14 protein-coding genes are annotated in these 20,342 nt (G+C 70.7%); 4 read left to right on the top strand and 10 right to left on the bottom strand.

Annotated features, from left to right (window positions below; translation table 11 throughout):
• Positions 1 to 127: 127 nt before the first annotated feature.
• The gene (locus ABEA67_RS08295; protein ID WP_345463672.1) at positions 128 to 3,166 is read left to right on the top strand and encodes a CheR family methyltransferase; all 3,039 of its coding nucleotides are present in this window, start codon (positions 128 to 130) and stop codon (positions 3,164 to 3,166) included.
• Positions 3,167 to 3,197: 31 nt separating this feature from the next.
• Here the strand turns inward: ABEA67_RS08295 and ABEA67_RS08290 are convergent, their stop codons facing one another.
• From ABEA67_RS08290 to ABEA67_RS08280, 3 genes are read right to left on the bottom strand one after another with little or no spacing between them, the layout of a single operon-like run.
• Entirely contained in the window at positions 3,198 to 3,923 is a 726-nt protein-coding gene (locus tag ABEA67_RS08290; protein ID WP_345463669.1) for an ABC transporter ATP-binding protein, read from the bottom strand.
• On the bottom strand, positions 3,920 to 5,740 hold the full coding sequence (locus ABEA67_RS08285; RefSeq protein WP_345463666.1) for a branched-chain amino acid ABC transporter ATP-binding protein/permease: 1,821 nt from the start codon (positions 5,738 to 5,740) through the stop codon (positions 3,920 to 3,922). Before ABEA67_RS08285 ends, ABEA67_RS08290 begins: the two co-directional genes overlap by 4 nt.
• The gene (locus ABEA67_RS08280) at positions 5,737 to 6,777 is read right to left on the bottom strand and encodes a branched-chain amino acid ABC transporter permease (RefSeq protein ID WP_345463663.1); all 1,041 of its coding nucleotides are present in this window, start codon (positions 6,775 to 6,777) and stop codon (positions 5,737 to 5,739) included. The genes ABEA67_RS08285 and ABEA67_RS08280 overlap by 4 nt, the downstream gene beginning before the upstream one ends.
• Positions 6,778 to 7,111: 334 nt before the next feature.
• Between ABEA67_RS08280 and ABEA67_RS08275 the strand changes: the two genes are divergently transcribed.
• The gene (locus tag ABEA67_RS08275) at positions 7,112 to 8,311 is read left to right on the top strand and encodes a PucR family transcriptional regulator (RefSeq protein WP_345463660.1); all 1,200 of its coding nucleotides are present in this window, start codon (positions 7,112 to 7,114) and stop codon (positions 8,309 to 8,311) included.
• 89 nt (positions 8,312 to 8,400) lie between these two features.
• Here the strand turns inward: ABEA67_RS08275 and ABEA67_RS08270 are convergent, their stop codons facing one another.
• Complete coding sequence (locus tag ABEA67_RS08270) at positions 8,401 to 9,321, bottom strand: cation diffusion facilitator family transporter (RefSeq protein ID WP_345463658.1); 921 nt, start codon at positions 9,319 to 9,321, stop codon at positions 8,401 to 8,403.
• A 273-nt stretch (positions 9,322 to 9,594) separates the two neighbouring features.
• Between ABEA67_RS08270 and ABEA67_RS08265 the strand changes: the two genes are divergently transcribed.
• Positions 9,595 to 10,476: a tyrosine-type recombinase/integrase gene (locus ABEA67_RS08265; RefSeq protein ID WP_345463655.1), complete on the top strand. Its 882-nt coding sequence runs from the start codon at positions 9,595 to 9,597 to the stop codon at positions 10,474 to 10,476.
• 132 nt (positions 10,477 to 10,608) lie between these two features.
• Here the strand turns inward: ABEA67_RS08265 and ABEA67_RS08260 are convergent, their stop codons facing one another.
• On the bottom strand, positions 10,609 to 12,471 hold the full coding sequence (locus ABEA67_RS08260; RefSeq protein WP_345463652.1) for a glycoside hydrolase family 2 protein: 1,863 nt from the start codon (positions 12,469 to 12,471) through the stop codon (positions 10,609 to 10,611).
• Positions 12,472 to 12,984: 513 nt separating this feature from the next.
• On the opposite strand from ABEA67_RS08260, the gene ABEA67_RS08255 reads away from it, so the two are divergent.
• Positions 12,985 to 15,018 (top strand): FAD-dependent oxidoreductase, encoded by a 2,034-nt coding sequence (locus ABEA67_RS08255; protein ID WP_345463649.1) that lies wholly within the window; start codon positions 12,985 to 12,987, stop codon positions 15,016 to 15,018.
• Between the two features lie 56 nt (positions 15,019 to 15,074).
• On the opposite strand, the gene ABEA67_RS08250 is transcribed toward ABEA67_RS08255, so the two are convergent.
• The 5 genes from ABEA67_RS08250 to ABEA67_RS08230 form a co-directional block, all read right to left on the bottom strand.
• Positions 15,075 to 15,947, bottom strand: a complete 873-nt coding sequence (locus ABEA67_RS08250) for a patatin-like phospholipase family protein (protein WP_345463646.1) — start codon at positions 15,945 to 15,947, stop codon at positions 15,075 to 15,077.
• On the bottom strand, positions 15,944 to 16,774 hold the full coding sequence (locus ABEA67_RS08245; RefSeq protein WP_345463643.1) for an SDR family NAD(P)-dependent oxidoreductase: 831 nt from the start codon (positions 16,772 to 16,774) through the stop codon (positions 15,944 to 15,946). The genes ABEA67_RS08250 and ABEA67_RS08245 overlap by 4 nt, the downstream gene beginning before the upstream one ends.
• Positions 16,775 to 16,835: 61 nt before the next feature.
• Positions 16,836 to 17,678 carry an alpha/beta fold hydrolase gene (locus tag ABEA67_RS08240; protein ID WP_345463640.1) on the bottom strand — a complete coding sequence of 281 codons (843 nt, stop codon included), beginning with the start codon at positions 17,676 to 17,678 and terminating at the stop codon, positions 16,836 to 16,838.
• Positions 17,675 to 19,066 (bottom strand): cytochrome P450, encoded by a 1,392-nt coding sequence (locus ABEA67_RS08235; RefSeq protein WP_345463637.1) that lies wholly within the window; start codon positions 19,064 to 19,066, stop codon positions 17,675 to 17,677. Before ABEA67_RS08235 ends, ABEA67_RS08240 begins: the two co-directional genes overlap by 4 nt.
• Entirely contained in the window at positions 19,063 to 19,683 is a 621-nt protein-coding gene (locus ABEA67_RS08230; protein WP_345463634.1) for a TetR family transcriptional regulator, read from the bottom strand. The genes ABEA67_RS08235 and ABEA67_RS08230 overlap by 4 nt, the downstream gene beginning before the upstream one ends.
• Positions 19,684 to 20,342 lie beyond the last annotated feature (659 nt).

Here is a 20,342-nt window from a genome sequence, read left to right as displayed (position 1 = left end):
TACCGGAATCTGTGGCGGAAGGCGCTTTGCGGGGCGGCCAGCACGTTAGAGTGATTCAGTAACGCTGCGCCTGACCCGCCGCTCCTCTGGGCCGGGCGCGGGAAATGACCCTCCCAGGAGCCTGTGCATGTCCCAAGATTCCCCGCCCGAACCTGCCCCTTCCCAGGACGCCGCCTTGCCTGAAGCCACGCCCGAGGCCACCCCGCCTGCCGGTGAGGCGTCCCCGGCCCTGGCCCGGCCCACCGGCGTGGTGGGGCTGGGCGGCTCTGCCGGGGCGCTCGACAGCTACGAGCGGTTTTTCGGGGCCATGCCCGGCGGGAGTGGGCTGGCCTTTGTGGTGATGGCCCACCAGGACGAGGGCGGGGAAAGCCTGATGCCGGGGCTGCTGGCCCGCTGCACCGATCTGCCGGTGGTGGAGGTCGAGGACGGCCTGGAACTGCGGTCCGAGCAGGTGTACGTCGTGCCGCCGGGACACGTCCTGAACCTGATGAATGGCACGCTGCTGCTGACGCCGCAGGCCCAGCCCTATATGCCCATCGACCTCTTCTTCCAGAGCCTCGCGGAGGATCAGGAGGAGCGTGCGGTGGGCGTGGTGCTGTCGGGCACGGGGACCGACGGGAGCCGGGGCGTGCGGGCCATCAAGGAGCGCGGGGGGCGGGTGTACGTGCAGGACCCCGCGACCGCGCCGTATCCCAGCATGCCCCGCAGCGCGCTGGCGACCGGCACCGCCGACGCGGTCCTGCCCGCCGACGAGCTGGCCGCCGCGCTGCACGCGCAGGTCACGGGCACCCGGACGCTGGACCTGGATCAGGCCCTGACCCCCGAGGGCCGCGGGACGGCGGCCCTGCAAAGGATTCTGCTCCAGGTGCGCGCCCGCACCGGACAGGACTTCTCGCAGTACAAGCAGAGCACCCTGGTGCGGCGCATCGACCGGCGCATGAAGGGGCAGCAGATCGAGGACCTCGCCCACTACGCCCGCTACCTTCAGGAACATCCGGCGGAGATTGACGCCCTGTTTCACGACTTCCTGATCAACGTCACCAGCTTCTTCCGCGACCCCCAGGCCTTCGAGGTGCTGGCCGCGCAGATCCGGGTCTACCTGGGCGAACACGACGAGCTGGCCGTCTTCCGGGCGTGGGTGCCGGGCTGCTCGACGGGCGAGGAGGCCTATTCCCTCGCCATGCTGCTCACCGAGCTGCTCGACGAGTGCCAGGGCGAGCGCCACGTGCAGGTGCAGGTGTTCGCCACCGACCTCGATCAGGAGGCCATCGACGTGGCGCGGCTGGGGCTGTACTCGGCCCAGCACCTGACCGGCCTCTCGCCCGAGCGGCTGGCCCGCTTCTTCGTGCCCCGCGAGGGCGGGTATCAGGTGCGCGGCGAACTGCGCGAGAAGATTGTCTTTGCACGGCACAACACCTTCGGCGACCCGCCCTTTACCGCGCTTGACCTGCTGTCGTGCCGCAACATGCTGATCTACTTCGGCGCGGAACTGCAAAAGCAGATTCTGCCCCTGTTCCACTACGCCCTGAAGCCCGGCGGCCTGCTGTTCCTGGGGCCGTCCGAGTCGCTGGGGGGCGCGCGGGAGCTGTTCGCCGCCCTGGACAACCGCTGGAAACTCTACCGGCGCGACGGGGCGCGCAGCGCGGCCCCCCTCTCGCTGGGCCTGCTGGGGCAGCGGCCGACCTCGCTGGAACGGCCGGGCCTGCCCCGTTCCGAGGTGCGCCGCCCCCTTGCCGGCGCGCGGGAAACGGCGGGCCTGCCCGGCACCGTCCAGAATCTGCTGCTGAGCGAGTGGGCACCGCCCGCCGTGGTGGTGGACGCCCAGGGCAACGTGATCTATGTCAGCGGCCGCACCGGGGCCTACCTGGAACTGCCCGCGGGTACGCCCAGCACCAACGTGATCGAGATGGCACTGCCGGCCCTGCGCTACGAGCTGGGCGGGGCGCTGCGCGAGGCGGCGGCCAGCGGCCAGGAGGTCCGCTCCGCGCGCCTGACGGTGCCGGTGGGCGGCGAACTGCGCGCACTTGAGCTGCTGGTGCGGCCCCTGCGCCTGCCGGGACAGCCCCAGGACCTCTATCTGATTGTCTTTCAGGACCGGGGCGAGGTGGCGCAGGCGTGGCCGGACGAGCTGCCCCGGTCCAGACCGACCGACCGGATGGCCGAACTCGAACGCGAACTCCTGACCACACGCGACCACCTCCAGGCCACCATCGAGGAGATGGAGGTGGCCCTGGAGGAGCGCAAGAGCGCCAACGAGGAACTCCAGACCGCCAACGAGGAGCTTCAGAGCAGCAACGAGGAACTGATGACCTCCAAGGAGGAACTCCAGTCGCTCAACGAGGAGCTGATCACCATCAACGCCGAGCACCAGGTGATCATCAGCGACCTGCAACAGGCCAACGACGACATGAAGAACCTGATGGACTCGGTCGGCATCGCTACTTTGTTCCTCGACAACGACCTGCGGATCAAGCGCTTCACGGCCCGGATCACCCAGGTGGTCAACCTGATGCCGGTGGACGTGGGCCGGCCGCTGACCGATATCGCCTCCAACCTGCGCTACGACGGGCTGGCGGACGATATCCGCCGCGTCCTCCAGACCCTCACGCCCTTCGAAACGGCCGTGCAGACCCGCGACGAGCAGTGGTTCCTGATGCGCGTCTCGCCCTACCGCACCTTCGACAACTTCATCGACGGCGTGGTGGTCGTCTTTACCAACATCGGCCCCCTCAAGCTGCTGGAGCGGCAGCTCGTCCAGACGCAGCTCTACAGCGAGGCGATCCTGGATACCATCCTCGACCCGATCCTGGTGCTCGACCATGACCTGCGCGCCGTGTCGCACAATCAGGCGGTGCGGTCCCTGCTGCGGGTGGAGGCGGACGATATCCAGGGCGAGCGCCTCTATGACCTGGGGGGCGGGCAGTTCGACCAGGCCGAACTGGTCGAGCGCCTGCGCGACCTGACCCTGGGGGGCGAGGAACTGCGCGACTTCATGCTGGAGATGGACCTGCCCGACCGGGGTGCGCGCGCCGTCAAGCTCAACGCCCGCCCCCTCCCCGGCGAGGACGGCACCGCCGACCTGCTCCTGCTGTGGGGCGAGGACGTGACGCCCATCCTGCGCCAGGTGGCCGAGGCCGGGGCGGACGCTATCCACGACGAGGAATGACGGGCTGGCCCCCGGAGCCTCAGCCCCCTGCTCAGCCCCCCAGGTAGCTTGCCCCCAGCGCCTCGTTGCGGGCGAGTTCGGCGGCGGGGCCGTGCAGCTTGACCTGCCCGGTTTCCAGCACGTAGGCCTCGTCGCTGATGGCGAGGCTGGCCCGCGCGTTCTGCTCGACCAGCAGCACCGTCACGCCGCCTTCCCGCAGGCCCTGCACAATCCGCAGGATGTCGCGCACGATCAGGGGCGCGAGGCCCAGCGAGGGTTCGTCCAGCAGCAGCAGCCGGGGCCGGGCCATCAGCGCGCGGCCAATCGCCAGCATCTGCTGCTCGCCGCCCGACAGGGTGCCGGCGAGCTGGGTGCGGCGCTCGTGCAGGCGCGGAAAGCGGGCGTAGACGTTCTCCAGGTCCAAGCGCCAAGCCTCCCGGCGGCGGCTGTAGGCCCCCAGTTGCAGGTTGTCGGCCACCGTCATGGAGGCGAACAGGTCGCGCCGCTCGGGCACCAGGCTGATGCCGCGCGCCACGCGGGCCTCCAGCGGCACGCCGCGCAGCGACTCGCCCGCGTACAGCAGCTCTCCCCGCGAGGGCAGCACGCCCATGATCGAGTTCATCAGGGTGGTCTTGCCCGCCCCGTTCGCCCCGATCACGCTCACGATGTGGCCCTGCGGCACCTGCACACTGACCCCCCCGAGCGCCTCCACCCGGCCATACCGCGTGTGCAGGTCGCGCACGTCCAGCAGCAGGGGCGGGGTGCCCTGAGCGGTCATGCCGCCCCCCCGGTCAGGTCGTCCAGGTCCACACCCAGGTACGCCTCACGGACGGCGGCGTTGCGGCGAATCTCCTCGGGCGTCCCCTCGGCCAGCTTCTCGCCGGAGTTCATCACCACCAGGCGGTCCACCAGACTCATCACCAGGTCCATGTCGTGCTCGACGATCAGGATGGTCACGCCCTCGCCGCGCAGCCGCCGCAGCAGGGCGACCAGTTCCATCTTCTCGCCGTAGCGCAGCCCGGCGGCGGGTTCGTCCAGCAGCAGCAGCGTGGGGTCGGCCACCAGCGCGCGCGCCACCTCCAGAATGCGCTGCTGCCCCAGCGCCAGATTTCCGGCCAGCGTGTGCGCCTGCCCGCCCAGCCCCACGCGCTCCAGTTGCCGCAGCGCCTCGTGTTGCAGCGCCGCCTCCTCCCCGCGTTCCAGGTGCAGCAGGCTGGCCACCATGCCCGCCCGGCCCCGCGCGTAGCCGCCCATCATGGTGTTCGCCAGCAGGCTGAGGTCCGGCAGCAGGTGAACATGCTGGAAGGTGCGCGCCGCGCCCAGCCGGTGAATCTGCCCCGCGCTCAGCCGCGTGACGTCCTGCCCGGCAAAGAGGATCTGCCCGCCCGTGGCCGGGTTCACGCCCGTGATCAGGTTAAAGAGGGTGCTCTTGCCCGCGCCGTTCGGCCCGATCAGGCCCAGAATCTCCCCGGCCCGCAACTCGAAGGACACGTCGTTCACCGCCCTCAATCCCCCGAACTGCTTGACCGCGTGCCGGACCTCCAGCAGCGGCGTGCCGGGGGCAGGTTGTGCGCGCTCGGGCAGGCGGATGCGCTCCGGCAGCAGGCGCACGCTGTCCTGCGGCAGCACCCGCTCGACCAGCGGCCACAGCCCCCGCCGCGCGAGTTGCAGCGTCAGGATCACCAGCACGCCGAAGACGATCACCTCGAAGTTGCCCTGCGCGCCCGTGACTAGCGGCAGCAGGTCGCTGAGCCACTCGCGCAGCAGCGTGATCAGCCCCGCGCCCAGCACCCCGCCCCACACGTGCTGCGAGCCGCCCACCACCGCCATGAACAGGTACTCGATGCCCGCCTGGAGGCTGAAGGGCGTGGGGTTCACGAAGCGCTGGCTGTGTGCGTACAGCCACCCCGCCAGCGACGCCATCAACGCGGCCAGCACGAACACCTGCACCCGCAGCCGGAAGGTGTTCACCCCGAAGGCCTCGGCCACCAGCGGCCCCCCCCGCAGCGCCCGCATGGCCCGCCCCACCCGGCTGGACAGCAGAAACTGCGCTCCCAGGGCCACCAGCCCCAGCGCCGCCAGCGCCAGGTAGGCGAAGGTGCGCGGCGACGTGAGCGCGAGGCCGAACACGTGAACCGGCGGGATGTCCGTCAACCCGGTAAAGCCGCCCAGCGCGGGCGTGTTGCCGAACACGTAGTAAAGGCTGATGCCCCAGGCAATCGTCGCCAGCGGCAGGTAATGCCCCTGCATCCGCAGCGTCATGAGGCCTAGCAGCCACGCGATCAGGCCCGTGACCACGAAGCCTGCCAGCAGCGAGAGCCAGGGACTCCAGCCCGCCCCCGTGGTCAGCAGCGCCGTGGTGTACGCGCCCACGCCCATAAAGGCTGCCTGCCCGAAACTGGTCAGCCCCACGATGCCCGTCAGCAGCACCAGCCCCGTGACCACCACCGAGAAGATCAGGATGTTCACCAGCAGCGTCACCCCGAACAGCGGCAGCACCAGCGGCAGAATCAGCGCGGCGACCACCGCCAGCGCCGTGAGCAGCGCGCGGGCCGGAAAGCCGCGCCGTGCGGGCACGGGTGAAACGCCGCTCATTCCTCCTCCTCGGGGATATGGCGGGTGGTCAGGCTGCGCCACAGCAGCACGGGCAGAATCAGCGTGAACACGATCACTTCCTTCCAGGCCGACAGGCTGAAGGAGGCGAAGCTCTCGATCAGGCCCACCAGCACCGCCCCGGCGGCGGCCAGCGGATAGCTCACCAGCCCGCCGATGATGGCCCCGATAAAGCCCTTGAGGCCGATCAGGAAGCCCGAGTCGTAGGTCATCGCCACGCTGGGGCCGATCAGCATCCCGCCCAGGCCGCCGATCAGCGCCGCCAGCCCGAAGGTCAGCGTGCCCGCCGAGGAGGGGCTGATGCCCACCAGCCGCGCCCCCAGGCGGTTGACGGCGGTGGCGCGCAGGGCCTTGCCCGGCATGGTGCGCTCGAAGAAGAAGTACAGCCCCAGCATCAGCAGCGCCGACACCAGGATCACCAATAGGCTCTGGTTGCTCAGCGTGACCTGCCCCAGCGTGACATTCCCCGGCGCGAAGGCCGGCGTGCGCGACCCCTCCGGCCCGAAGAACACCAGCGCCAGCCCGGTCAGGACCAGGTGCAGCGCCACCGACGCGATCAGCAGCACCAGCACCGTGGCGTTCTGGAGCGGCTGGTACACCGTGCGGTAGATCAGCGGTCCCAGCGGGGCTACCAGCGCCAGCGTCAGCAGCACCTGCGCCCACAGTGGGGGCTTGAGCGGCACCAGCCAGCCCGCCAGCGCCCAGAGTGCTGCTCCCAGCACCGCCGCCCCCGCCAGCGTCAGCAGCCCGCGCCCCGCCTGCCCGCGCCGCAGCCACGTCACGGCCTCCATCAGCGCGGCCACACCCAGCAGCACCAGCAGCAGCGCCAGCGTCCCCGGCACCTTGCCCAGTTGAAAGGACGCCAGCGTCAGCGTGCCGAACACCACGAACTCACCCAGCGGAATGAAAATCACCCGCGTCACGGCAAAGACCAGCACGGTCGCCAGCGCCAGCAGCGCATACACCGCGCCGTTGGTCAGCCCGTCCGCCGCCAGGATGGAAGCAATCTGAAAGTCCACCGTCAGCGCCTTTCCGTCAGGGCAGGAGCGGTGGGCCGGAAATCAGCAGGAAATGGGGTCATCGTTCTCCAGGGTCGGGCCGGGGGCCGGGAAGAGTGGGCCAGGTCGCGGCCAGGTTCCGGACGGAAGCGGGCCGGGGCGATTTTTTGATGCTGCTGATTGTGCCAAGCCCACCCTCGCCGCGCAACACGTGGGGGGACAAAGCCGGGCAGTGGCGTTGTGTGAAAGGACAAGGAGGACCGGCGTGCCCCCCGGCTCCGGACGTTCCGGCAAGGGGCCTCTCCGGCTCTGGCTGCCCGCCTCCTCTCCCCCGATGTTTCGTACGATTGGACAAATGGTAATGCTCAATGCCCTGCGGGCGGCCCTGGCCCTGCCCCCCGTGCAGCCGGACGTGCCTCTGCCCTCCCCCGAGGCGGCCGCGGCGGCCCTGCCGGGGGTGCCGGTTCAGCAGTGGCGTCCGGCCTTTCTGCGATTGCTGGCGCAGGAGGTGCGCCCTGCCCTGCCGGCCGTCCTGACCCTCCTGACCGACCTCCAGCGCACCCTGGCGCGGCCCCAGCCCGAGCGCGACATCGTGGTGTGGCTGGCGGACATGACCGGGGGGCAGGCCACCCTGTCCTCCAGCTGGAACGACGTGGTGGCGCAGCACGGCACGCCCGGCGGCTCCCTGATGGAGCAGCGCCTGGTGCAGGACGGCCGCCCGGTGGGACGCCTCCAGCTTCAGGCCGACGCGGGCTGGTCCCCGCTGCTGCTGCTGGTCGCGGAGGTGGCCCGCCTGGCCCGCCTCCAGGCCGCCGCCGCCGGGGCCGCCCGCCGCCGGGTGGGCGAGCGTCAGTTCGAGGCCCTGCTGGTGGGGGAAACGGCCGGCACCCCGGAAGGTGGCCCCTGCGTCCTGGCCGCCCTGCGCCTGGGCAAGCCGGTGCCGCGCGCGGGGCGCGCCCGCGACGCCTACGTGCATCAGCTCGACACCCTCTGCGCCGTGGGCGAGGGCTACCTGTACGGGCGGCGGCTGGCCTGCTTGACTACCGTGCGCGGCGACAAGGCCCTGTGGCTGTGGCAGACCCAGGACCCCGAGCGCGAGGCGGCGGGCCTGCACGCGGCCCTCCTCGCCGCCACCGACCTCGATGTGCGCCTGGGCGTCAGCGGCCGCCAGGACGGCTACGGCCGGGCCGCCGCCGCCTACCGCCAGGCCCTCCAGGCCCTCGACGAGGCGGCCTCCCCCCGCTCCCTGGTCACCTTCCAGCGCCTTGACCCCCTGCACGCCCTGCTGGGCAGCGCCCCCCTCACCGCCCTGGCCGAACAGGTGCGCGGCCAGCTCCGGTTGGCCGACCCCGACGGCCGGCTGGAAGACACCCTGGAGCGCTATCTCCTGCACGGCGGCTCTCTGCTGGAACTGGCCGAGCAGCTCAACCTGCATGTCAATACCCTGCGCTACCGCCTGCGCCGGGTGGAGGACGTGCTGGGCGGTCAGCTTTCCGAACCCGCCTTCGTGGCCCGCCTGTACCTGGCCTTCCAGGCTGGACAGGGGGAGCGCTAGACCCTGAATATATACAAAGGGCTATTGCTCCCCTGTCCTGAATCTCCACGCTCCTCCAGCCCTGACAGAGGGGTATGACACTCCGGACCTCAGGCCCACTTGGGGTCGGCGGTGAATGACACTGTCAGCCAGAGTTGCGTGTCGGCCTCCTCCAGGTCATGCCTGATCTCCTCCCGGATCTGATCGAGACCTGCGACGCCCTGCCTCCCGAAGTCAGGGGGGGTGATGATATTGATGTCGATGTAGCGCACCCGGCCCGATTTGGCGACGTAACTGCGGTAGTCCTGAAAGCCGTGACGCTGCCCGAGCCTGGTCAGGACCTCGCGGACCTGGGCGTCAAGCTCGGCGGGGGCGATCAGGAAGACTTCCCGCAGCGCACGCCGCACGATCCCCAGCGGGAGCGGAAGCAGCAGCAGGGCCAGGACCATGACAATCAGGGGGTCCACGTAAGGGGCCAGAGACGCGCCGCGCGTGTTTCCAAGAAGCGCAGCGAGGACAAAGCCCACGAAGATTCCGGCGGACAGGACGCCCTCGACCAGCCACTCCCGCGCGTCGATTCTCAGCAGTTCCGAGTTCAAGCCCTGGCTGGCCCGGAGGACATACAGATACATGACGAAGCTGGCGATACAGGCGAGGATGGTGTAGATGCTCGCCGGTCCTACCTCGACGGTCTGTCCCCCGTCGCGCAGCCCATTGACGCCGTTGACAAAGGCCACGAGGCAGATCAGCGTCATGATCGCGCCGTTGAAGGCGCTGACCAGGGGTTCCAGGTGCCAGTAGCCGTACTGGAAGCGGCGGCTGCCCTCACGGGCCACCAGCCTGGCGACCAGCAGCGCCGCGGAGGTCATCAGCACGTTCACGCCCGAGAAGAAGCCGTCGAAGATGATGGACTCGGAGCCGACCCAGACGCCTACGACCAGGCTCAGCACAGCCAGCCCAACCGTCAACCAGATGGAGAGCCGGAGGAGCTGCTGCTCTCGCTGCGCTTGAGAGGGAGGAGGGAGAGTCATTTGGTATCTCTACACTACAGCCAGAGCCGTTTGGCCTGAAGAAGTAGGGCCTTGACCCTACGGTGGCTACGCCTCCTGACAGTCATGAGGCGTCTATTTCAAGCTGACGGCTAATGAGTGGCGAGAGTTGGAAGGTGGCCTGTACCGGGGCTGAGCTTGCGTTTTCGGGTGGGCAACGTAATCGCCGTTTCTGGGAGCTTTGGCATTGGCCTATGCCTGATGAGATGGGCTTGGGTGTGGTATTAGGTACCCGATTTTGTATATATTCGAGGCATGAGCGATGAGGCAGGCTTTGGGCGGCCGCTGGCCGAGGCGTTCCGGCGGGCGCTGACACGGGGGGACCTGGAAGCGGGGCTGGACCTGATGGCGGAGTTCTTGCCGGGCGCGCCGGGCAACGCGACGCGCAAGAACTACCTTTCCAGCCTGCGGGCCTACCTGCGCTGGGTGCAGGAGGAGCGGCGAAGCGTGCTGCACGCCGCGGAGGGGGACGCGCGGGCGTACCTGGGGACGCTGCTGCAAAAGCATCCGGACACGCCCGCCACCATCCACAACCACCTCACACGGGTGCGGACGTTCTATGACCTGTTGGAACAGCATGGGCTGCACGCCGGGCCAAACCCTTTCCTGGGGCTGAAGCTGCCCAGCAACCGGCCGGAAGAACACCGCGACCTCTACTCGGAGGCGGAAATTCAGCGTCTGCTGGCGCACGCCGACCCGGCGGGGCGGGCGCTGGTGCTGCTGGGGGCACATGCGGGGCTGACCGGCCCCGAGACGGTGCGACTGCGCTGGGAAGACGTGAACGCCTCACGCGGGCAGCTCCGGGTGAAGGGCCGGGAGGTGGAGGTCAGCGAGGAACTGCGCGCGGCCCTCCAGAGCCACGGGTGGGAACAGGGGCAGACGGAGCTGTTCCCGGCTCCCGGCCCGGTGTTCAGTTTCCAGACCGACCATCAGGTGCGGGCCGCCGTCTACCAGCTTTGCCGGGACGCCAACGTGCCCTACCGGGCCTGGCGGGCGCTACGGAACGCGGCCGGGCTGCGTCTGCTCCAGCAGTCGGGGGACCCGCAGCTTGTCGCGGCCCGGCTGGGGCTGACCACCCTCAAGGCCGTGGAGGTGTGGCAGAAGCTGGAGCGCCTGGGAGGGGCGAAGCCGGACTGAGAGACCCGCCTAGGGCGGTGCCCAGAAAGGTTGCCGAACCTTTCTGGGCCGAACGAAGTGAGAAACCGTGATAAGGGCGGCGTGAAGTGGAGTTGCTGCCCAGAACACGCGGCAACGGAACGGAGCGCCGCCCTAGCCCCCCTCGGCGTCCTCGGGGAACAGGAGGACACCCTCCTCGTGCCCCAGCCAGCGGGCGCTGTGGCCGTAGGGGTTGAGCAGGGGGTCGATGGTCATCTCGCGGGCGGTGCGGTTGCCCTGGGTGCTGCGGGCCAGGCGCAGGAGGTCGGCCTTGGGCGTGCGGTCGGCATACAGCAGGCCGTTTTTCTCCTGAAAGGTGTCGGTGAGCTGGGTGTAGCAGAAGCCCGACAGGCCGTAGCAGTCGTGGATGGCCGCCAGCAGCGCCGCGTAGTCGTCCAGAAAGTCCACCTCGCTCTGCGACTGGCTGTAGCCCCAGCCGCTGGCGTGGTTAGGAATGTAGGCGATGCCGCCGAACTCGGACAGCACCACCGGCTGCTCGGCCTCCTGAAAGCCGGTCAGGGTCAGCACCCGGTCGGCGGGCTGCTGCTGGCGGAGGGTCAGCCGGGTGGACTCCAGGGTACCGTAGCGCTGGCGCAGGGCCTCGGGGTCGTCGGCGTAGTCGTGGATGGTCAGGATGTCGGTCGCCACGTGTTCCCAGCCGTCGTTGCCGATCACGGGCCGCGAGGGGTCGAGCGTCTTGGTGAGGTGGTAGAGCGCCCGCACGTAGTCGCGGTGGGCCGGGTTGCTGGGCAGGTCTGGCACGCCCCAGGACTCGTTGAAGGGTACCCAGGCCACGATGCAGGGGTGCGAGCGGTCGCGCGCGATCACCTCCTGCCACTCCTGGGTCAGGCGGCGCACCGCCCCCGGCGTGAAGCGGTAGGGGCTGGGCATCTCCTCCCAGACGAGCAGGCCCAGCACGTCGCACCAGTACAGCCAGCGGGGGCTTTCGATCTTCTGATGTTTGCGCGCCCCGTTGAAGCCCAGTTGCCGGGTCAGCTCCACGTCGCGGCGCAGTTCCTCGTCGGTGGCAGTCATCAGGCTGTCGGGCCAGTAGCCCTGATCCAGCACCATCTTGAGGTAATAGGGGCGGCCATTGAGCAGGAAGCGGTTGCCGCGCACCCCGACCGAGCGCAGGGCCGCGTAGCTGCGAACGCGGTCGATCACCTGCTCGCCCACCAGCAGGTCCAGCCGTGCCCGCAGCAGGCGCGGGTGCCCCGGACTCCACAGCAGCTCGTTGCGAAAGTCGTCGATGCCAGGGTCGGGCAGGGCGATCCGGCGGGCCAGTTCCGGGTGGTTCAGGGCGTAGCGGTCGTCGGCCAGCAGGTCCTGGTCGCGGTACAGCCGCACCCGCACGCTCAGACCGGGGGGCAGCGGCCCGGCGACTTCCAGCTGGAGGCCGATTTCCCAGCGTTCCAGGTCGCCCATCCAGGTCACCTGCTGGAGATAGGTCTGGGGCACGCTCTCCAGCCACACCGTCTGCCAGATGCCGGTGGTCCGGGGATACCAGATGGAATGCGGCAGGAGGTGCCAGTCCTGCTTGCCGCGCGGCTGGGTCAGGTCGTGGGGGTTGTCCTGGGCACGCACCACGATCTCGACCGTCTCGCCCGCCTGCACCTGCTGGGTGATGTCGGCGGTAAAGGGCGTGTGGCCGCCCTCGTGCTGGGCCACCAGGCGGCCATTGGCCCACACGGTCGCGCTGTAGTCCACCGCCCCGAAGTGCAGCAGCAGCCGCCCCACGCGCTCCTCGGGCGTCAGGGTGAGGGTCAGGCCGTACCACACCACCCCATGAAAGTTCTCGTCGTGGATGCCGCTGCGCCGGCTCTCGGGCGGATAGGGCACCACAATCTCGCGGTCGAAGGTGACCTCGCTGGGGTGCTTCCAGCCGGAGCCGTCATCGAAGCAAAAGCGCCAGGTGCCGCCCAGATCGCGCCAGTGGTCGCGTTCGAGCAGCGGGGTGGGGTGGGTAGAGTGGGGCAAGGTGACTCCTGGGGTGCTGGGGGAAGGCTGGAAAGCCGGTGGGCCGCAGCGGTCCGGGTGGGACCAGGGCCGGACCGGGGGGCGGCAGAAGCGGACTCGGGCCATTGTGTGGGCTGCCCCACCAGGCTGCCAATGACCTGACGTTCATCTGGCCTCTGCCCGGCAAGGCGGGCCTCCCCATCCCGCCGGCCGTCACGGCTCTCCCGCCCGCCCAGGCCGGGGCCTGCCGGCGGAGGTCGTCTCATACGGATTCCGGCCATTCCGTTCTCCTTCGGGGAAGCGCCGAAGGCTCACTCCATTCTGGAATCCGTCCCCTTTCCTTCTCCTTCCAGTCGGGTTTCGCAGTGATTGCCTCACTGTTCAACCGGAATTCGTCTCACCACGCCTTCTCGCGCCGCCGGGCTTTTGCTAAGGTGAGACCACAGAACAGACAGGCCCACGTTCCTCTCCCCTTCCCGCCACCGCGGGTGGGGGCAGCCGCAGTCCCGGTCCCACCCGGCCAGGAGGAAGACCATGAGTCAGCCGCACGAGAGCCAGCCCCAGCCCGGCACCCTGCCCCCCCCGCCTCTGCTGGACGAGGCCCAGCGGCAGGCCCTGCTCGCCCTGGTGGATACCCTGGTCCCTGCCCTGGAGCGCGAGGACGACCCACACGGCTTCTATGCCACGCCCGGCAGCGCCGTGGGCACGCACCTGGCCGCGGAGGCGTACCTCGCCAGCCTGCCACCGCCGGAGCGGGCGGGTGTGCAGCAACTGCTGGGCGGCCTGGCGCTGTTCGGCCTGACGCCGGACGCCCCCCAGGCGCGGCGCGAGGCCGTGTTGCTGGCGGTGGCGGGCAGCAGCCCCGAGGCGGCGGCGGGCATCGCGGCGCTGCGGCGGCTGTGCCTGATGCTGAACTACACGCTGGTCAGCCCCGAGACCCCCAATCCCTTCTGGAAGCAGTTCGGCTACGGCGGCCCCGGCTTCAGCGGCGCGGCCGCGGAGCGCGAGCTGCCCACCCTGGTCCCAGGTGACGGCGAGACCCTGACGGCGGACGTGGTGGTCGTCGGCTCCGGGGCCGGAGGCGGCGTCATCGCGGGCGAGCTGGCGGACGCGGGCCTGCGGGTGGTCGTGCTGGAGGCGGGCGGGCAGTTCGCGGACGCGGAACTGGGGCACTCCGAGCTGTGGGCCTACCAGAACCTCTACTGGCGCGGCGGCTTCACGCCCACCGCCGACGGCAACGTGTCGCTGATCGCGGGGCAGACCCTGGGCGGCGGCACCACCGTGAACTGGATGAACTGCGTGCCCACCCCCCCGGAGGTGCGCCGCGAGTGGGCCGGGCTGGGCCTCGCGGGGGTGGACGGCCCCGGGTTCGACGCCGACGTCGCGGCCGTCATGACCCGCATCAGCGCGAACGACACGTGCAGCGAGTACAACGGCACCCACCAGCGCATGCTGGAAGGGGCCGAGCGGCTGGGCTACCGCGCCCGGCGGGCCTACCGCAACGCCGACCCGCAGAAGCACGACCCCCAGCACGCGGGGCACATCGGCTTCGGGGACGCGACGGGCAGCAAGCAGAGCACCCTCAAGACCTACCTCAAGGACGCCGTGGCGCACGGCGCGCGGATCGTCGAGCGGGCCACCGCCGAGCGCGTGCTGACCGAGGGCGGCCGGGCGGTGGGGGTGGCCGCGACGGTGCGGGGGGAAGGCGGCAGCGTCCGGCAGGTCACGGTGCGGGCACCGCAGGTCGTGGTCGCGTGCGGGGCGCTGGAAACGCCCGCGCTGCTGCTGCGTTCGGGGCTGGGCGGCCCGGCGGCGGGCGATTTTCTGCGACTGCATCCCTGCGGGGCGCTGACGGGCGTCTTCGCGGAAGACCAGCGCAACTGGTGGGGACCGGCCCAGGCGGCCATCGTGGACGAGTTCGCGGGGCGCACCGGGGGCTACGGCTACCTGATCGAGACGACCCAGTACACCACCGGCCTGTTCGCGTCGGCGGCGGTGTGGCAGGGTCCCGAGGCGCACAAGGACCTGATGGCGCAGCACAGCCGCAGCGCCACGCTGATTCACCTCACCCGCGACCACGGACACGGGCAGGTCGCGCTGGACGACCAGGGCCAGGCCCGCGTGACCTACGCCGTCACCGACCCGGTGGACGTGGAGAACTACTGGCACGGCCAGGCCACGGTGGCGCGGCTGCTGGAGGCGGCGGGCGCGCAGACCATCCTGCCGCTGTCCGAGACGGCCCAGCCCTGGAAGCGCGGCGAGGATCTGGAAGCCGCGCTTGCGGAGTGGCGGACCCAGCCTATCGGGCGCGGCGGGCACACGGTGTTCAGTGCGCACCAGATGGGCACGGCCCGGATGGGCCAGGACCCGCGGACCAGCGCCGCCGACACCCGCGGCGAGCTGCACGACACCCCCGGCGTCTGGATCGGGGACACCAGTGCCTTTCCGACCTCCTCGGGGGCCAATCCGATGATCACCTGCATGGCCCTGGCCCGCCGCACCGCCCGCTTCATCGCGGAGGCGGCGCGGGCCGGGGCAGGAACCGGGCAGGCCGCGGGCGCGGATTGAGCCGAGCGGCGGGGGGAGGGGGCGGCCAGACCACACACCGCCCCCTCCCGAAAACGTCACCGCAGCGGCGTCTCCCCCACTTCCCCCGCTTCCCAGAAGGCGCGCAGGGCCGGAGCCAGCCGTTCCCCCTGCGCCAGCCCGGCCCGGGCGGCCACGGCGCGGCGGGCGGGGTCGAGGACATTCGGGCCGATGGCTTCCAGCGAGGCGTCGTCGGGGCCGACGACCTGCACGGCCGCGCCCGCTTGCCGCAGCGCCTCCGCCTCGTGCCCCAGGGTCGGGGAGGCGTTCAGGCCCATCAGCGAGAGGATCAGCACCCGCCCGCAGCCCGCGGCGAGGTCGGCGTTGGTGGTGGAGCGCACGCCGCCGTCCATGTAGCGGTGTTCGCCTATGGTGACGGGCGGCCACACCCCCGGCACGGCGCAACTGGCCGCGACCGCCTCCACCAGTGGCACGCCCGAAGCCCGGTCGAAGACGCGCTCCTCGCCGCTGTCCACATCCACGGCGACAATCAGGAGGCGCGCCTCGGGCCAGGTGCGGTTGACCAGGCGCGAGGCGATGATGTCCACCCGCTCGCGCTCGGGCACCGCCGAGGCGGTCAGGGCCAGCGCGCCGATGCGGCGGCGCAGGGCGCGGGGGTCGGGGCCGACCTCCTGCACCAGGGACTGGAACATGCGGGCCATCTCCGCAGGGTCGAAGCTGGCGGCACGTTCCTGCGAGGGGGCGAGCTGCGCGGCCAGCAGCGTTTCGGGGGACACGCCGCCCGCGATCTGCGACCCCACCACCGACCCCGCCGACGTGCCCACCGTGAGGTCGGCGTGGCCCAGGTCCAGCCCCGCCCGCGCCAGCCCGGCCAGCAAGCCGACGCCCCAGGCGATGCCGGTAACGCCGCCGCCGCTGAGGACCAGAGCCTGCTGCATCGTTCCTGTCATGTTCCCCTCCGCTGAAGAGGTTCCAGAACCCGGCCGTACGAGGCCGGGAAGAGGCGGGCGAGCAGGTCGAGCAGCCGCGCGTCGCTCCCGACCAGCACGCGGGCCTCGCGGCGCTCCACTCCCCGCAGGATGATGGCGGCGGCCTCGGCGGGGTCCAGGCGCAGCAGGCGCTCGAACTCGCGCTGGCCCGCCTGCGTCTCGGCGGCGCTGACCGCGGCCCCCACGCGGGCGTTGCGGGCGATGCCCGTCCGCACGCCCCCCGGAAAGACGGCTGTTACGCCGATGCCACGCGGCGTGAGTTCCTGCCGCAGCACTTCAGTAAAGCCGCGCACCGCGAACTTGCTCGACGAGTACGCGCTCTGCCCCGCCGGGCCAATCAGCCCGAACAGGCTGGACACGTTGACCAGGTGCGCGTCCAGCGAGGAGCGCAGGGCGGGCAGAAACGCTTTCGTCAGGGCGACCACCGCGCGGAAGTTGATGTCCATCACCCAGTCGAACTCCTCCAGCGTGAGCTGCTCGAAGGTGCCGCCCAGCGCCACGCCCGCGTTGTTGACCAGCAGCGTGACGCGCCCGTGGTCGCGCAGCACGTCGCCCGCCAGCGCCGGAATCTGTGCCGTGCGGGTGAGGTCGAAGGGGTGGACGGTAACGCGCAGCGAGGGGTGAAGCTCGCGCAACCCGGCGGTGACAGCCTCCAGGCCCGCCTCGTCCCGGTCAATCAGGGCGAGGTGGCTGCCACGCGCCGCCAGCCCGGTCGCCAGCGCGCGCCCGATGCCGCTGGCCGCCCCGGTCAGGACGGCCACGCCGCCCGCGAAAACATAGGGCCGCACGGTCAGGCGCTCCCGGGCCGGAGGGTGCGGCTGTCACCGCTGGCGTCTTGAAACGGATGGGTCATCCTGGAACCTCCTGCAAGAAGTCGAGGGCGAGGCGGTGAAAGGCGTCCGCGCGTTCGAGTTGCGGCAGATGCCCCGTCTCGCGGAAGAGGTGAAAACGTGCGTGGGGATGCTGCTGCCGCGCCGCGCCCAGGTGGCGGGCGGGCAGGACGGCGTCGCGGTCGCCCCAGACGAGCAGGGTAGGTGTCTGCCGCGCGGCCAAGCCGGAAGCGAGGTGCTCCCGCCACGGCCCCCGCGCCCCGCGCCAGTCGCCCAGGTCGCGCAGCACCCGCAGAAAGGCCCGCGCCGCGCCCGACTGCCGTGCCAAGTCGAGGGCCTGCGCGACCCGCTCTTCCGTGACGAACGACGGGTCGTGAAAGAGCGAGCGCACCGTCTGACGCGCGGTCCGGGGATGGGGCCGCAGCAGAAGTTCGCCCACCCCACGCACGGACAGGGCACGCAGGACCGGGGCCACGTCTGCCCCGAAGCCCGCGCTGGCGACCAGCAGCAGGGCGCGCGTGCGCTCCGGGGACTGCACCGCGAACTGCTGCGCCACCGCCCCGCCCAGCGAGTTGCCGACGAGCGCGACGGGCCGCGTCTCCCCCACCACCTCCAGAAAGTGCCGGACGAAGCGGGCCAGCCCCGCCAGCGTGTACGGCACGTCCGGCTTGTCGGTGTAGCCGAAGCCGATCAGGTCGGGCGCATAGACGCGGTGCGTGCGGGAGAGCGCGGGAATCGTTTCCGACCAGTCCTCCAGGCTGCGGCCGATGCCATGCAGCAGGACCACCGGGGTGCCCTCACCCTGAATGACGGCGCGGGTGCGGACACCGCCCACGGAGACGAACACGGGCGAGAGGGTCACGCCCTCCCCCGGCGCGGCCAGAAGGTCATGGGCAGGCCGCCGCGTGGGCGCAGGGTGACGGCCATTTCGGGCTGGACGGAATGCCCCGGCAGGAGGCGGAACTCGGCCGCGCGGGCCATCTGCGCGAGCAGCAGCGGGCCTTCCATCAGCGCGAAGTTGTTGCCGATACACAGCCGCGGCCCCGCCCCGAAGGGCATGAAGGCGAGGCGGTGGCGCTTCTGCACCTCCTGGGCTTGGGCCTCCTGCGCGGGACCACCCGGCACCCAGCGGCCCGGGTCGAAGGTCCCGGGGTCCGCCCAGAAGTCGGGGTGGCGGTGGATGTTGCTGATGCTGACCAGCAGGGCTGAGCGGGCCGGGATGGCGTAGCCGCCCAGGATGGTGGCTTCCAGCACCAGGCGCGGCGACACCATCGGGGCGGAGGGGTACAGCCGCAGCGTTTCCTGAAAGACCCCGGCGGTGTACGGCAGCCGTCCCAGGTCCGCGAGGGTGGGGTCGCGGTCTTCCAGGACCCCATCCACCTCCGCCTGAAGGCGGGCCAGCACCTGCGGATGCTGCGCGAGGAGGAACCAGGCCCACGAGAGGGCGTTCGCGGTCGTCTCGTGGCCCGCGCCGATGACCGTCAGCACCTCGTCGTGGAGCTGCCGGTCGGTCATGCGCTCGCCGGTGTCGGCGTCCTGGGCGGCCATCAGGAGGTCGAGCAGGTCGCCGCGGCCCGGCCCCGCCGCCCGGCGCTCGCGGATGATGCCCGCGATGTGCGCGTCGATGGTGCCCTTGGCGGCCCGGAACCCCGCGTGCCCCGGCAGCGGCCAGTGCAGCGGCAGCCGCAGGGCGCGGCGGCTGCGCTGGCTCACGAACTGCGTGCCCTCCTCGACGGCGGTGCCGATGCGGGCGGCCTCCTCGTCCACGGCCACGCTGAACATGGTCCGGCTGATGATGTCGAGGGTCACGCGCATCATCTCCCCCGCCACGTCCACCGCGTCGCCGGGGCGGTAGCGCACACGCCAGCGCTCCAGCATCCGGTCCCCCGCCGCCGTCATCTCGCCCGCCAGCCCGGCCAGCCCCTGGCGGTGAAAGACCGGCTGCATCATGCGGCGCTGGCGCAGCCAGGAGGGGTGGTCGTCGTTGGTGACGAGGCCACGCCCCAGCAGCAGGCCCAGCCCGTCGCCCGAGGGAATCTTGGGGTGCTGCGCCGCCCCCTTCACGAGAACCTGCTGCGCGAGGTCGGGGTGCGACAGCAGATGAACCACCCGCGGGCCGAGCCGGTACCGCACGACATCCCCGTAGCGCCGGAAATCGCGCGCCATCGCCCCGTACATGTTCCGCTGGAGGTCGGGCGCGTTGCCCAGCAGGGGCACCCCCCGGGGACCGGGCGCGACGGGGGCCGTCACGGGGCACCCGTCCGGGGAGCCAGCCCGTCATGGTGCAGGTCGCTGACCGCGCGGGCGAGGTCGTCCGCGTTCATCTCGCCCGTCAACAGCCAGCGCCAGGTGAGCCGCTCGACGCTGCCCACGAGCGCTTCCGCCATCAGGTCGGCGGGGAGGTCGGCGCGCACCCGCCCCAGCGCCTGCGCCGCCCGCACGTTCCCGGCCAGCAGGGTCACGAGGTCCTGCTTGACCTGCGCGGCGTCGGGGGCCTGCCCGAGCGCCAGCCGGGTCAGCGCGGGGTCCTCGGCAAAGGCGTGAAAGACGGCCGAGCAGGTCAGGCGCAAGCTCTCGCGCAGCGGCAACTGCGCTTCCTGCTGCCGGGCCTCCTGCTCCCGGCACCGGCTGTCCCCGAGAAGCTGGCGCACGCGTGCGCGAAACTGTTCGACCAGCGCCGTGAACAGCGCCTCCTTGCCCGCGAAGTGGTCGTAGAAGGTCGGCTGCGTAACCCCCGCCCGCGCCACGATGTCGCTGACACGGGTATCGGCATAGCCGCGCTCGGCAAAGGTCTGCACGGCGGCAGCGGTCAAACGCCTGCGGGTGGCGGCCGCGCGGTCAGGGCGCGGCATCGGGTTCGGGTTCATCCCTCCTCCTGGGTTGGTGCGTGATTTGAGGCTCAGGCTACTCCCGAGTAGCCCGGCTGGCAAGCTGGGGCTGAAGGCATGCTTGAAAAGGCGGCTCATTCCCAACAACATGCGGCAGGACGGCGTTTGCGTTCCCCCCTCCCTGACCCTGCAAGCAGCTCTCCAAGTTCCCCGGAAGGGGCTGAGTGATGCAGGCAAGTCTCTGCTCATTGGTTGTGTCATGAAGGCTGAAAGGGCGTTAACTTCGTTGAAGCACATTGGGATGGCTTCGCCGTCCATCCCCCTCCCAGCCTACCCCGCAAGGGGGGAGGAGCTAAAAGTGCCGTATTTATCGGCATTGCTTCTTCTATGAGAGAGATATCTGAATCGCCCAGCCTACAAAGGGGGAGGAGCAACGAGCTACCGCACACGCCCTTTCCTTCTACGCCACCTACAAAAGCCAAAGCATCCGCTTCCCTGTCTTTTTCAACTTTGGAGCGGGCGGGCCTTCCCCACTTTCCAAGTGGGCGGGCATGAAAGAGGAGCCGTTCGGGCCGCAAGGCCCGAGGCCGCCAGGCGGACTGGGCATAGCGTGGAGGGGGAAACCGGGGCCAAGCCTGGCAACGCCGGAAACGCAAGGAACCTCCCTTGCCTAGCGCAGCGCCGCTCCCCCCTGTCCC

It is taken from the genome of Deinococcus carri (genome assembly GCF_039545055.1).
GTDB lineage: Bacteria > Deinococcota > Deinococci > Deinococcales > Deinococcaceae > Deinococcus > Deinococcus carri.
The sequence above is the reverse complement of the archived record's forward strand: the minus strand, read 5'-3'. Positions and strand labels throughout refer to the sequence as shown.

Coding starts and splice junctions, on each gene's coding strand:
- ABEA67_RS08295 (WP_345463672.1), top strand. CDS start 128: ATGTCCCAAGATTCCCCGCCCGAACCTGCCCCTTCCCAGGACGCCGCC.
- ABEA67_RS08290 (WP_345463669.1), bottom strand. CDS start 3,923: ATGACCGCTCAGGGCACCCCGCCCCTGCTGCTGGACGTGCGCGACCTG.
- ABEA67_RS08285 (WP_345463666.1), bottom strand. CDS start 5,740: ATGAGCGGCGTTTCACCCGTGCCCGCACGGCGCGGCTTTCCGGCCCGC.
- ABEA67_RS08275 (WP_345463660.1), top strand. CDS start 7,112: ATGGTAATGCTCAATGCCCTGCGGGCGGCCCTGGCCCTGCCCCCCGTG.
- ABEA67_RS08270 (WP_345463658.1), bottom strand. CDS start 9,321: ATGACTCTCCCTCCTCCCTCTCAAGCGCAGCGAGAGCAGCAGCTCCTC.
- ABEA67_RS08265 (WP_345463655.1), top strand. CDS start 9,595: ATGAGCGATGAGGCAGGCTTTGGGCGGCCGCTGGCCGAGGCGTTCCGG.
- ABEA67_RS08255 (WP_345463649.1), top strand. CDS start 12,985: ATGAGTCAGCCGCACGAGAGCCAGCCCCAGCCCGGCACCCTGCCCCCC.
- ABEA67_RS08250 (WP_345463646.1), bottom strand. CDS start 15,947: ATGACAGGAACGATGCAGCAGGCTCTGGTCCTCAGCGGCGGCGGCGTT.
- ABEA67_RS08230 (WP_345463634.1), bottom strand. CDS start 19,683: ATGAACCCGAACCCGATGCCGCGCCCTGACCGCGCGGCCGCCACCCGC.